11 protein-coding genes are annotated in these 12,762 nt (G+C 71.9%); 6 read left to right on the top strand and 5 right to left on the bottom strand.

Annotated features, from left to right (window positions below):
* Positions 1–3 precede the first annotated feature (3 nt).
* Positions 4–1,122 carry a transaldolase gene (gene tal, locus AC1VWI_RS13470; RefSeq protein WP_499511229.1) on the bottom strand — a complete coding sequence of 373 codons (1,119 nt, stop codon included), beginning with the start codon at positions 1,120–1,122 and terminating at the stop codon, positions 4–6.
* 40 nt (positions 1,123–1,162) lie between these two features.
* Positions 1,163–3,241, bottom strand: coding sequence for a transketolase (gene tkt / locus AC1VWI_RS13465; protein ID WP_499511228.1), 2,079 nt, complete (start codon positions 3,239–3,241; stop codon positions 1,163–1,165).
* A gap of 348 nt (positions 3,242–3,589) precedes the next feature.
* Between tkt and AC1VWI_RS13460 the strand changes: the two genes are divergently transcribed.
* The 4 genes from AC1VWI_RS13460 (at position 3,590) to AC1VWI_RS13445 (ending at position 7,452) form a co-directional block, all read left to right on the top strand.
* Entirely contained in the window at positions 3,590–4,534 is a 945-nt protein-coding gene (locus AC1VWI_RS13460; protein WP_499511227.1) for a heme o synthase, read from the top strand.
* 24 nt (positions 4,535–4,558) lie between these two features.
* The gene (locus tag AC1VWI_RS13455) at positions 4,559–4,921 is read left to right on the top strand and encodes a hypothetical protein (protein ID WP_499511226.1); all 363 of its coding nucleotides are present in this window, start codon (positions 4,559–4,561) and stop codon (positions 4,919–4,921) included.
* A 72-nt stretch (positions 4,922–4,993) separates the two neighbouring features.
* The gene (locus AC1VWI_RS13450) at positions 4,994–6,346 is read left to right on the top strand and encodes a glutamine synthetase family protein (RefSeq protein WP_499511225.1); all 1,353 of its coding nucleotides are present in this window, start codon (positions 4,994–4,996) and stop codon (positions 6,344–6,346) included.
* Positions 6,343–7,452, top strand: coding sequence for an amidohydrolase family protein (locus tag AC1VWI_RS13445; RefSeq protein WP_499516793.1), 1,110 nt, complete (start codon positions 6,343–6,345; stop codon positions 7,450–7,452). Before AC1VWI_RS13450 ends, AC1VWI_RS13445 begins: the two co-directional genes overlap by 4 nt.
* Positions 7,453–7,467: 15 nt before the next feature.
* Here AC1VWI_RS13445 and AC1VWI_RS13440 read toward each other — a convergent pair whose 3' ends face one another.
* The 3 genes from AC1VWI_RS13440 to AC1VWI_RS13430 all read right to left on the bottom strand — a co-directional run bounded on the left by AC1VWI_RS13440 (position 7,468) and on the right by AC1VWI_RS13430 (position 10,292).
* Entirely contained in the window at positions 7,468–8,484 is a 1,017-nt protein-coding gene (locus AC1VWI_RS13440) for a COX15/CtaA family protein (RefSeq protein ID WP_499511224.1), read from the bottom strand.
* 114 nt (positions 8,485–8,598) lie between these two features.
* Positions 8,599–9,315 (bottom strand): ABC transporter permease, encoded by a 717-nt coding sequence (locus AC1VWI_RS13435; RefSeq protein ID WP_499516792.1) that lies wholly within the window; start codon positions 9,313–9,315, stop codon positions 8,599–8,601.
* A gap of 50 nt (positions 9,316–9,365) precedes the next feature.
* The gene (locus AC1VWI_RS13430) at positions 9,366–10,292 is read right to left on the bottom strand and encodes an ABC transporter ATP-binding protein (RefSeq protein WP_499511223.1); all 927 of its coding nucleotides are present in this window, start codon (positions 10,290–10,292) and stop codon (positions 9,366–9,368) included.
* Positions 10,293–10,529: 237 nt separating this feature from the next.
* Between AC1VWI_RS13430 and AC1VWI_RS13425 the strand changes: the two genes are divergently transcribed.
* Together AC1VWI_RS13425 and sufB are read left to right on the top strand one after the other, a co-directional pair.
* Positions 10,530–11,279 carry a helix-turn-helix transcriptional regulator gene (locus tag AC1VWI_RS13425; RefSeq protein ID WP_499511222.1) on the top strand — a complete coding sequence of 250 codons (750 nt, stop codon included), beginning with the start codon at positions 10,530–10,532 and terminating at the stop codon, positions 11,277–11,279.
* Positions 11,276–12,697: a Fe-S cluster assembly protein SufB gene (gene sufB / locus AC1VWI_RS13420; protein WP_499511221.1), complete on the top strand. Its 1,422-nt coding sequence runs from the start codon at positions 11,276–11,278 to the stop codon at positions 12,695–12,697. The genes AC1VWI_RS13425 and sufB overlap by 4 nt, the downstream gene beginning before the upstream one ends.
* Positions 12,698–12,762: the final 65 nt, after the last annotated feature.

Raw genomic sequence — 12,762 nt, 5'->3', positions numbered from 1 at the left:
TGCTTACGCCTCCTTCGGCGCCAGGCGCTTGAGCTCGGCCTCGGTCGAGGCCAGCAGCTCGTTCCAGGACGCCGCGAACTTCTCGACGCCCTCGTCCTCCAGCAGCTGGACGACGTCGTCGTACGAGATGCCGAGCGCGGCGATCGCGTCCAGCTCGCCCTGGGACTGCTCGTACGTGCCGCGGATGGTGTCGCCGGTGACCTCACCGTGGTCGGCCACCGCGTCGAGCGTGGCCTCGGGCATGGTGTTGACGATGCCCGGGGCAACCAGCTCGGTCACGTACAGGGTGTCCGGGTAGGACGGGTCCTTCACGCCGGTGGAGGCCCACAGCGGACGCTGCTTGTGCGCGCCCTCGTGCTCCAGCGCCTGCCAGCGGTCGGAGGAGAAGACCTCCTCGTACGCCTGGTAGGCGAGCCGGGCGTTGGCGACGGCGGCCTTGCCCTTGAGGGACCTGGCCTCGTCGCTGCCCAGCTTCTCCAGGCGCTTGTCGATCTCGGTGTCCACCCGCGAGACGAAGAAGGAAGCCACCGAGCGGATCAGGGAGAGGTCCAGGCCTGCGGCCCGGGCCTTCTCCAGGCCCGCCAGGTAGGCGTCCATGACCTCGCGGTAGCGCTCCAGGGAGAAGATCAGCGTGACGTTGACGCTGATGCCCCGGCCGATCACCTCGGTGATGGCCGGCAGGCCCGCCTTGGTGGCCGGGATCTTGATCAGGGTGTTGGGCCGGTCCACCAGCCAGGCGAGCTGCTTGGCCTCGGCGATGGTGGCGGCGGTGTTGTGCGCCAGACGCGGGTCGACCTCGATGGACACCCGGCCGTCCTGGCCGCCGCTGGCGTCGTACAGCGGGCGCAGCACGTCGGCGGCGTCGCGCACGTCAGCGGTGGTGATCATGCGCAGGGCCTCGTCCACCGTCAGCTTCCGGGCGGCGAGGTCGGTGAGCTGCTGCTCGTAGCCGTCCCCGCTGGAGATCGCCTTCTGGAAGATCGAGGGGTTGGTGGTGACACCGACCACGTGGCTCTGGTCCATGAGCTCGGCCAGGTTGCCGGAGGTGATCCGCTTGCGGGACAGGTCGTCGAGCCAGATCGCCACGCCCTCGTCGGAGAGGCGCTTGAGTGCGTCTGTCATGGGTTCTGCATCTCCTCGGTACGTCGTAAGGGTCTGTGCGTCAGCGTGCGGCGGCGGCGAGCGAGTCGCGCGCTGCGGCGGCCACGGCCTCCGCGGTCAGACCGAACTCGCGGTAGAGGACCTTGTAATCGGCGCTTGCCCCGAAGTGCTCCAGGGACACGATCCGGCCCGCGTCACCGACGAAGCGGTGCCAGGTCAGCCCGATGCCGGCCTCGACGGCGACGCGTGCCCGCACGTTCGGCGGGATGACGCTGTCGCGGTAGGCCTGGTCCTGCTCCTCGAACCACTCCACGGACGGCATGGAGACCACGCGCGCCGGGATGCCGTCGGCCTGCAGCTGCGCGCGGGCCTCGACGGCCAGCTGCACCTCGGAGCCGGTCGCGATCAGGATCACCTGAGGCTGGCCGCCCTCGGCGTCGAACAGCACGTACCCGCCCTTGACCGCGTCCTCGTTCGCCGGGTAGGTCGGCACGTTCTGCCGGGTCAGCGCCACGCCGTGCGGGGCGGGCTTGGCCGTGTGGCGGCGCAGGATCTCCGCCCAGGCGATCGCCGTCTCGTTGGCGTCGGCCGGCCGGACGACGTTGAGGCCGGGGATGGCGCGGAGCGCCGCCAGGTGCTCGATCGGCTGGTGGGTCGGGCCGTCCTCGCCCAGGCCGATGGAGTCGTGCGTCCAGACGTAGGAGACCGGCAGCTTCATCAGCGCCGCCAGGCGGACCGCCGGGCGCATGTAGTCGGAGAACACCAGGAAGGTGCCGCCGTAGACGCGGGTGTTGCCGTGCAGCGCGATGCCGTTCATGGTCGAGCCCATGGCGTGCTCGCGGATGCCGAAGTGCACGGTGCGGCCGTACGGGTTCGCCTCCGGCAGCGGGTTGTCCGCCGGGAGGAACGAGGACGAGGCGTCGATGGTGGTGAGGTTCGAGCCCGCCAGGTCGGCGGAGCCGCCCCACAGCTCGGGGATCACGCCGCCCAGCGCCTTCAGCACCTCACCGGAGGCCTTGCGGGTGGCGACGTCCTTGCCCGCGGGGAACTCCGGGACGACGTCCTCCCAGCCGGCCGGGAGCTCGCCGGCGTGGATGCGGTCGAAGGTCCTGGCCCGCTCCGGGTTGGCGGAGCGCCACTCCTCGAACCGCTTGGTCCACTCGGCGTGGGCCTCACGGCCGCGGTCGGCGACCTTGCGGGCGTGCGCCAGCACCTCGGGGACGACCTCGAAGTCCTGCTCGGGGTCGAAGCCCAGCACCTTCTTGGTGGCCGCGACCTCGGTGTCGCCCAGCGCCGAGCCGTGGGCGGCCTCGGTGTTCTGCGCGTTCGGGGCGGGCCAGGCGATGATCGTGCGGGCCGCGATGATCGAGGGGCGGTCGGTGACGGCCTTGGCCTTCGCGAAGGCGGCGTAAAGGGCCTGGACGTCGAAGTCGCCCGAGGGGTCCTGCTCGATGCGCTGCACGTGCCAGCCGTAGGCCTCGTAGCGCTTCAGCACGTCCTCGGAGAAGGCGGTCGCGGTGTCGCCCTCGATCGAGATGTGGTTGTCGTCGTAGAGGGCGATCAGATTGCCCAGCTTCTGGTGCCCGGCCAGCGAGGACGCCTCGGCGGAGATGCCCTCCTCCAGGTCGCCGTCGGAGACGATCGCCCAGATGGTGTGGTCGAAGACCGACTCGCCCGGCGCCGCGTCCGGGTCGAACAGGCCGCGCTCGTAGCGGGCGGCCATCGCCATGCCCACCGCGTTGGCGACACCCTGGCCCAGCGGGCCGGTGGTGGTCTCCACACCCGTGGTGTGACCGTGCTCGGGGTGGCCGGGGGTGCGCGAGCCCCAGGTGCGGAAGGCCTTGAGGTCCTCCAGCTCCAGGCCGTACCCCGAAAGGAAGAGCTGCGTGTACAGCGTCAGGGACGTGTGTCCCGGCGAGAGGACGAAGCGGTCGCGACCGGTCCACCCGGCGTCCGAGGGGTCGTGCCGCATCAGCTTCTGGAACAGCAGGTAGGCCGCGGGGGCGAGGCTCATCGCCGTACCCGGATGGCCGTTGCCGACCTTCTGCACGGCATCCATCGCCAGAACCCGGGCGGTGTCAACCGCACGCCTGTCAAGCTCGGTCCACTCCAGCTCGGTGGTGGTCGGCTCGGTGCTCACCTGAGAGGGCTCCTCTCCACATGTATTACGCCGGTGACGAAGTGCACACCGGGCGTTGCCGAGCCTACCCCTGCACGTACGTGCACCTATTCGAGTGTTGGGCTCGACGCCTGCGGCAACCGATCCCCGGGCAGCCACATTCCCTCCCCGGCACCGGTGGTGTCACCAGCGTGCCCCGGTCAGCGTTTCTTCGCCTGTTGAACACAGAACACCTTCAGGTTGCGCCTCTCTTGCGCTATGGAGGCCAACACGTGCCACCCCCGAGCGCGGGTGGAGTATCCGCTACGTCTAAAGTGGCGTGGTACGCGCAAGCGGAGCCGCTTGCTGGACTTTTCCTCAGGGGTGTTCGTGACGGCCGTCGAATCCCGGCCCGCCGGAGCCATCGGATCGAGCCATCGCCACCGGCCGTTCGGTGCCCGTGTGATGGCGTTCGTGGCGCTGACCAAGCCGCGCATCATCGAGTTGCTGCTCATCACGACGGTTCCGGTGATGTTCCTTGCGGCGGGCGGTGTGCCCGACCTCTGGCTGGTCGCGGCGACCATGATCGGCGGCTACATGTCGGCGGGCGGCGCGAACGCCCTCAACATGTACATCGACCGTGACATCGACGCGCTCATGCACCGTACGGAGCAGCGCCCGCTGGTGACCGGCATGGTCGCGCCGTGGGAGTGCCTGGTCTTCGGCATCACGCTTTCGGTGGTTTCCACCGCCTGGTTCTGGGTGCTCGTCAACCCCTTGTCGGCGGCGCTGTCCCTCACGGCCATCCTCTACTACGTCTTCGTCTACACCCTCGGCCTCAAGCGCCGCACGGCCCAGAACATCGTCTGGGGCGGCATCGCGGGCTGCATGCAGGTGCTCATCGGGTGGTCGGCGGTGCGGGACGAACTGGCCTGGGCGCCCTTCGTCCTCTTCCTCGTCCTCTTCTTCTGGACGCCGCCGCACTACTGGCCGCTGTCGATGAAGGTGAAGGACGACTACGCGCGCGTCGGCGTGCCCATGCTGCCGGTCGTGGCGGGCAACGTCGTGGTGGGCCGGCAGATCGTCATCTACAGCTGGGTGATGGTGCTGGTCTCGCTGACCCTGTGGTGGCCGCTGGGTGCGGCGAGCTGGTTCTACGCGGCCGCCGCCGTGCTGCTGGGCGCCTTCTGGCTGGTCGAGGCGCACGCCCTGTACGGGCGGGCGAAGGCCGGTGTGGTCGGCGCCAAGCTGAAGGAGATGCGGCTGTTCCACTGGTCGATCACCTACGCGACGCTGCTGTTCGTCGCCGTCGCCGTGGACCCCTTCCTGCGCTGATTACCGGCGGGTAGCATTCCTCCCATGGCAGAGACCCAGGAAGCAGTCACCCAGGCCGCGGACCGCCGGGCCGCGGCCCGTGCCGAGCGCCGCGCCGCCCGCCTGGCGAAGCAGATCACCGCGTTCGCCAAGAGCCACGGCGGCGGCGCCGAGGGCCAGATCGCGTACATCGGCGAGGTCGGCACCCGCATCGTGCTCGTCGGCGAGAACGGCGAGTGGGGCGACCTGGTGGCGCCCACGTACGACATCGCCCGCAGCGCCGTCGAGCGCTCCGGGATCACGGTGCACGAGTCCTTCGACGGCGACCTGGCGGCCAAGGTGCGCACCGGCCGTTACGAGTGGTCGCGGATGGCCGGGATCCAGATCGGCGGACGCGCCAACACCTGACGCCGGGCCCGCCCGTTAGGACCACCATGGGAGTGGTCCGGTCGACGGACGGGCCGGTACGAGGAGGCGTCGGTGGAGACCGAGGAACGGGACGAGCGGCGGCTGACGGCCCGCCGGGAAGCGGCGCGGCTGTGCGCGGAGGGCGTGCGCGCCGTCGCCGTCAGCTGGGTCGACAACGCGGGCATCAGCAGGGCCAAGACCGTGCCGACCGCCCGGCTGCCGCACGCCGCGCACCGCGGGGTGGGCATGTCGCCGGTCTTCGACGTCTTCACCTCCGACGACGCCATCACCTCCTCCCCGCACATCGCCGGCCCCGACGGTGACCTGCGTCTCTTCCCCGACCTGGACCGCCTCACCGTGCTGGCCGCCCGCCCCGGCTGGGCCTGGGCCCCGGCCGACCGCTACGACCAGGACGGCCGCCCGCACCCCGCCTGCCAGCGGCTGTTCGCCCGGCGCATGACGGAGCGGGCCGCCGAGCGCGGCCTGGAGTTGCGGATGGGCTTCGAGACCGAATGGGTCGTGGTCAAGGACGACGGCAGCGGCGACTGGGCCTCCCGCGGCCCGGCCTACGGCCTGACGCGGGTGACCGAACTCTCGGACTACCTGCTCGACCTGCACGACGCGCTCGCCGTGCAGCGCATCGAGGTGCTGCAGGTGCACCCCGAGTACGCGCCCGGCCAGTTCGAGGTCTCCACCGCGCCCGCCGACCCGGTGCGTGCCGCCGACGAGGTCGTCCTCGTCCGCGAGACCGTGCGCGCGGTCAGCGCCGCCCACGGTCTGCGCGCCTCCTTCGCCCCGGCCGTCGTCGCCGGGCAGGTCGGCAACGGCTGCCACCTGCACCTGAGCCTGCGCGAACACGGGCACAACCTGCACCGCGACGCCAGCGCCCCGTTCGGCCTGGCGCCCGCCGCGAACACCTTCCTGGCGGCCGTGCTCGACGCCCTGCCCGCCCTCTGCGCCATCGGCGCCCCGTCCCCGGCCAGCTACCTGCGGCTCGTCCCCTCCCACTGGGCCGGCGTGCACCGCTGCTGGGGCGTGGAGAACCGCGAGGCGGCGCTGCGCCTGGTGCCGGGCGAGTCCGACGACCCCGACGGCGGCCACGCCGAGCTCAAGCCGTTCGACGCGGCGGCCAACCCCTACCTCCTGGTCGGCTCCGTCATCGCGGCGGGCCTGGCCGGCCTGCGCGACGGCGCGGGAACGCTCCCCCCTCCGGTCAGCGGCGATCCCGGCGGGCGCGGTGACCAGAAACGGCTGCCGACCTCGCTCAGCGAGGCCGTCTCGCACCTGGTGCGCAGCGGGACGCTGAAGGAGGCGCTGGGGGAGGCGCTGTTCGGCGCGGTGGTCGCGGTGCGGCGCGCCGAGTCCGAGGCACTGGCCGAGTACGGTCCCGCCGAGCTCGCGGAGGCCACCCGGTGGCGGTGGTGATCGAGCTGCCGCCGCTGGTCGACCACCACTGCCACGGCGTCGTCCGCGGCGACCTCGGCATTGCGGCCTTCGAGGGGTACCTCACCGAGTCCGACGCGCCCGCGGCGCCCGGCACGACCTACTTCGACACCCAGACCGGCTTCGCCGTCCGCCGCTGGTGCCCGCCGCTGCTCGGCCTGGAGCCGCACTGCCCGCCGGCGGGCTACCTCGCCCGGCGCCGTGAACTCGGGGCGCACGAGACCACGCGCCGGCTGCTGCACGGCAGCGGCATCGGCACGTACGTCGTCGACACCGGACTCCCGGGCGACCTGACGACGCCCGCGGAACTGGCCGCCGCGGGTGGGGGAGCGCAGCGGGAGATCGTGCGGCTGGAGCGGCTCGCCGAGGACGTCGCCGGGACCCGCGACTCGCCCGGGGCCCTGGTCGAGGGCATCGCCGAGGCCGTCCACGCCGCCGCGCGCACCGCCGCCGGATTCAAGTCGATCGCCGCCTACCGCCACGGACTGGGCCTCGCCCCGGAGCCCCCGGCGCCCGGTGAGGTGCGGCACGCCGCCGGGGCGTGGCTGGACGCGCGCCGCGCCGGCCGCACCCGGCTCGACCACCCCGTCCTGCTGCGGCACCTGCTGTGGACGGCCGTCGCGACCGGGCTGCCGCTGCAACTGCACACCGGGTTCGGCGACCCGGACCTGCGGCTCGACCACGCCGATCCGGCGCTGCTGACGGACTTCGCCCGGGCGACCGCGGGCACGGGGACCGACCTGGTGCTGCTGCACTGCTACCCGTACCACCGTCAGGCGGCCTACCTGGCGAACGTCTTCCCCCACGTGCACGCGGACGTCGGTCTGGCCCTCACCCATGTGGGGGTACGGGCGGGCGCGGTGTTCGCGGAGTTCCTGGAGCTGGCGCCGTTCGGGAAGCTGCTGTTCTCCACGGACGCCTACGGGCTGCCCGAGCTGTACGTGACCGGCGCCGAGGCCTTCCGCGGCGCGGTGCGCGACGTGCTGGGCGGCTGGGTCGCGGACGGTGCCTGGTCGGCGGCCGACGCCCGGCGCGTCGCGGCCATGGTGGCCGCGGACAACGCGCGACGGCTGTACCGGCTCGGCTGACCGGGCCGGTGGCGGCTAGGCGGCCGGCGCGGGCTCGGGCGCGGCTGCGACGGCCTCGGTCACCGGCGCCTCGCCGGGCTCGGTCTCCGGGCGCTCGCGCATCGAGAGCAGCACCCGCAGCACCGCGATCCACACCAGCGTCGAGCCGAGCATGTGGAGGGCCACCAGCACCTCGGGCAGCTTCGTGAAGTACTGGACGTAGCCGATGACGCCCTGCGCCAGCAGCACGACCAGCAGGTCCCGCACCCGGGCCCGCGGTCCCCCGGGGGCGTCGACGGCGCGCAGCACGAACCACAGCGCGATCGTCAGCCCGCACACCACCCACGCCAGGTCGGCGTGGAGCTGCGAGATGGTCTCCCACTTCACCGGGACGCGCGGCACGTCGCTGCTGTCGCCCGCGTGCGGCCCCGCCCCCGTCACCAGCGTGCCGACCGCGATCAGCGCCGCGGAGGCGGCGACCAGCACCCACGCCAGCTGCCTGACCGGCTTGCCGACCAGGGGCCGCGGTCCCGCGTCGCCCTCGCCGGCCCGCTGCCACATCAGCAGCGCGACGGCGATCAGCGCGCTGGAGAGCAGGAAGTGCGCGGCGACGGTGTACGGGTTGAGACCGGTCAGGACGGTGATGCCGCCGAGTACGGCGTTGCCCATGACGACCCAGAACTGGGCCCAGCCCAGCCGGGTCAGCCCGCGCCGCCACGGCTCCGCCGCCCGCGCGGCGACGATCGCCCAGCCGACGGCCGCGCACAGCACGTAGGTCAGCATGCGGTTGGTGAACTCGATCGCCCCGTGCAGCCCCATGGCGCCGGTCGCGGTGAGGCTGTCATCGGTGCACTTGGGCCAGGTCGGGCAGCCGAGACCCGAACCGGTCAGCCGGACGGCGCCGCCGGTCACCACGATGACGACGCTCATCACGAGCGCGGCCAGCGCGGCCCGCCGGACCGTCTCGGGGGACGGGGTCCAGCGCTGGGCGATGAAGGCCAGGGGGTTTCGCACGGCTTGGCCTGCTTGGCTGAGATTCGGCACGGCCACCATCGTAGGGGCCTCCTTGTGCATTCCTTCACGAGGGGGACACCCAGGGCAGGGGACGGGGGACACGAGCGGCGTCGACCAGCGGAAGGACGCCGGCCGCCCGCTACGCGGACCGCGTCATTCCCACCTGAACCAGCGCGCCGCCGCGCCGAGCCCCAGCACCGCCCACACGGCGAGGATTCCGAGGTCGCCCCAGGGCACGCCCGCGCCGTGCTGGAGGACGTCGCGCAGACCGTCCGACAGGGCCGAGATCGGCAGCAGTTCCAGGACGGAGCGCGCAGCGCCGGGGAACCTGTCGAGCGGCACGATCACCCCGCCGCCGACGAGCAGCAGCAGGAAGACCAGGTTCGCGGCGGCGAGCGTGGCCTCGGCGCGGAGTGTGCCGGCCATCAGCAGGCCGAGGCCGGAGAAGGCCGCCGTGCCCACGGCGAGCAGCGCGAGCACCGAGAGCGGGTTGCCGTGCGGCGACCAGCCCAGGGCGAACGCGATCACGGTGAGCAGGACGACCTGCAGGATCTCGGTGACCAGCACGGAGCCGGTCTTGGCGGTCATCAGCGCCCAGCGCGGCAGCGGTGACGCGCCGAGCCGCTTGAGCACGCCGTAGCGCCGCTCGAAGCCGGTGGCGATGGCCTGGCCGGTGAAGGCGGTGGACATCACGGCCAGCGCGAGGATGCCGGGGGCCAGGAAGTCGACGGCCTTGCCGGCGCCGGTGTCGACGATGTCGACGGCGCTGAAGAGCACCAGCAGCAGCGTGGGGATGACGACGGTCAGCAGCAGCTGCTCGCCGTTGCGCAGCAGCATCCGGGTCTCCAGTGCCGTCTGCGCGCCGATCATCCGGGGCAGCGGGGCCGCGCCGGGGGCGGGGGTGAAGGTGCCGGTGGCGGTCACGAACGCAGCTCCTTGCCGGTGAGCTCCAGGAAGACGTCCTCCAGGGTGCGCCGCTCGACCGCGAGGCGGTCGGGCATCACGCCGTGCTGGGCGCACCAGGAGGTGACGGTGGCCAGCATCTGCGGATCGACCTTGCCCTCGATGCGGTAGCTGCCCGGGGTGAGCTCCACGGCGGCGGAGTCGGCGGGCAGCGCCTTGAGCAGCGAGGCGAGGTCCAGGCCCGGGCGGCCGTTGAAGCGCAGGGTGTTCTCCGCGCCGCCGCGGCACAGTTCCTCGGGGGTGCCGCTCGCTATCACGCGGCCCTTGTCGACGATCGCGACGCCGTCCGCGAGCTGCTCGGCCTCGTCCATGAAGTGCGTGGTCAGGACGACGGTGACGCCGTCGGCGCGCAGCTCGCGGACCAGCTCCCAGGTGGCGCGGCGGGCCTGGGGGTCAAGTCCGGCCGTCGGCTCGTCCAGGAAAACCAGTTCCGGGCGGCCCACGACGGCCATCGCGAGCGCCAGACGCTGCTGCTGGCCGCCGGAGAGCCGGCGGTACGGGGTACGGCCGCAGGACTCCAGGCCGAGCCGTTCGATCAGCAGCGCGGGGTCGAGGGGGTGGGCGTGCAGCTTGGCGGTGTGCCGCAGCATCTCCTCGGCGCGGGCACCGGCGTACACGCCGCCGGACTGCAGCATCACGCCGATCCGGGGCCGCAGCGCGGCGGTCTCCCGTACCGGGTCGAGCCCCAGCACGCGGACCCGGCCCCCGTCGGGACGGCGGTACCCCTCGCAGGTCTCGACGGTCGTGGTCTTGCCGGCTCCGTTGGGTCCGAGCACGGCGGCCACGGTGCCCCGGGCGACGGTCAGGTCGAGCCCGTCCACCGCGGTCTTGGGGCCGTATCGCTTGACCAGTCCGGTCACCTCGACCGCGGGGTCCATTCGCATGACGGGAAGTCTACGAACCCCCGGGGCGCGCTCCGCCGGGAGGGCGGCGCCCGATGCCGCCGCCGCCGGTCGCGCGGCGGTGCGCGGGGGGCGGGGGGCGGGTTCCGGGCGCCGGACCCGGGTACCGGGGAAGATCGTTTCCGCAGGTCAGGTTAGGTTTCCCTAAGTGACGCAGCAGACATCCGCCCCGGGGGCCGCCGCTTGCCTCTGCGAGATGAATTACGCAACACTGGTCTTGTGAAAAACGTGTCCGAGGCTCAGGAGGAGCAGACGACCGGGGAGCGGAGCACCCGCAACCGGGTCGCCAGGTCCGTACTGGTCCACGGGCCGTCGACCGCCGCCGACCTGGCGGAACGGCTCGGGCTCACCCAGGCGGCCGTACGCCGCCACCTGGACGCGCTCCTTGCCGAGGGCATGGTCGAGCCGCGTGAGAAGCGGGTCTACGGGAACCGCGGCCGCGGCCGCCCGGCCAAGGTGTTCGCGCTGACCGACTGCGGCCGCGACGCCTTCGACCAGGCCTACGACCAGCTCGCCGCCGACGCGATGCGCTGGATCGCCGAGTCCGCCGGAGGCGGGGAGGAGGGCGACGCCGCGGTGTCCGCCTTCGCCCGTGCCCGGGTCGCCGCGCAGGCCGAACGCTACCGGGCGGTCGTCGAGGCGGCCGACCCCGAGGAGCGCACGCAGGCGCTCGCCAAGGCCCTCAGCCAGGACGGGTACGCTGCCACCACGCGCGGCGCGCCCGCCTCCGCCGGGGAGCAGCTCTGCCAGCACCACTGCCCGGTGGCCCACATCGCCGAGCAGTTCCCGCAGCTGTGCGAGGCGGAGGCCGAGGTCTTCTCCCGCCTGCTCGGCACCCATGTACAACGGCTGGCGACCATCGCGCACGGAGACGGTGTCTGCACCACCTTCGTGCCGAAGACCGCGTCGCCGGCCGGCACCACCGCACCGACCAACACCGCAAGCAACGCCGGGAGGAACCCCGCATGACTGCCCCCCTGGAGACGGCTCACCCTGAACTCGAGGGTCTGGGCAACTACGAGTACGGCTGGGCCGACTCGGACGTAGCCGGTGCCGCCGCCCGCCGAGGCCTGAGCGAGGACGTCGTCCGCGACATCTCCGCGAAGAAGGACGAGCCCGAGTGGATGCTCAAGCTGCGTCTCAAGGGCCTGAAGCTCTTCGGGAAGAAGCCCATGCCCACCTGGGGCTCGGACCTGTCCGGCATCGACTTCGACAACATCAAGTACTTCGTGCGGTCCACGGAGAAGCAGGCGGAGTCCTGGGAGGACCTGCCCGAGGACATCAAGAACACCTACGACAAGCTGGGCATCCCCGAGGCGGAGAAGCAGCGGCTGGTCGCGGGTGTGGCCGCGCAGTACGAGTCGGAGGTCGTCTACCACCAGATCCGCGAGGACCTGGAGGAGCAGGGCGTCATCTTCCTGGACACCGACACGGCGCTGAAGGAGCACCCGGAGCTGTTCCAGGAGTACTTCGGCACGGTCATCCCGGCGGGTGACAACAAGTTCGCCTCCCTGAACACCGCGGTGTGGTCCGGCGGCTCCTTCATCTACGTGCCGAAGGGCGTGCACGTCGAGATCCCGCTGCAGGCCTACTTCCGGATCAACACCGAGAACATGGGCCAGTTCGAGCGGACGCTGATCATCGTCGACGAGGACGCCTACGTCCACTACGTCGAGGGCTGCACGGCGCCGATCTACAAGTCGGACTCCCTGCACAGCGCCGTGGTCGAGATCATCGTGAAGAAGGGCGGCCGCTGCCGCTACACGACGATCCAGAACTGGTCGAACAACGTGTACAACCTGGTCACCAAGCGTGCCGTGGCGTACGAGGGCGCGACCATGGAGTGGGTCGACGGCAACATCGGCTCCAAGGTGACCATGAAGTACCCGGCCGTCTACCTGATGGGCGAGCACGCCAAGGGCGAGACGCTGTCGATCGCCTTCGCGGGCGAGGGCCAGCACCAGGACGCCGGCGCCAAGATGGTGCACATGGCGCCGAACACCTCCTCCTCGATCGTCTCCAAGTCGGTGGCCCGCGGCGGTGGCCGCACTTCCTACCGCGGACTGATCGAGATCGGCGAGGGCGCCGCCGGCTCCAAGTCGAACGTGCTGTGCGACGCGCTGCTGGTGGACACGATCTCCCGCTCGGACACCTACCCGTACGTGGACGTCCGCGAGGACGACGTGTCGATGGGCCACGAGGCGACCGTCTCCAAGGTCAGCGAGGACCAGCTCTTCTACCTCATGAGCCGCGGCCTGGAGGAGACCGAGGCGATGGCCACCATCGTCCGCGGCTTCGTGGAGCCGATCGCGCGCGAGCTGCCCATGGAGTACGCGCTGGAGCTCAACCGGCTGATCGAGCTGCAGATGGAGGGCGCGGTCGGCTGACGCCGGTCCCGCCACTCCGCCGGGTCACCGCCCGGCAACCCCGTCAAGCTCGTGAGCACAGAAAG

The organism is Streptomyces sp. TOM-9 (genome assembly GCF_056858595.1).
This window is presented reverse-complemented; position numbering and strand designations above follow the sequence as displayed.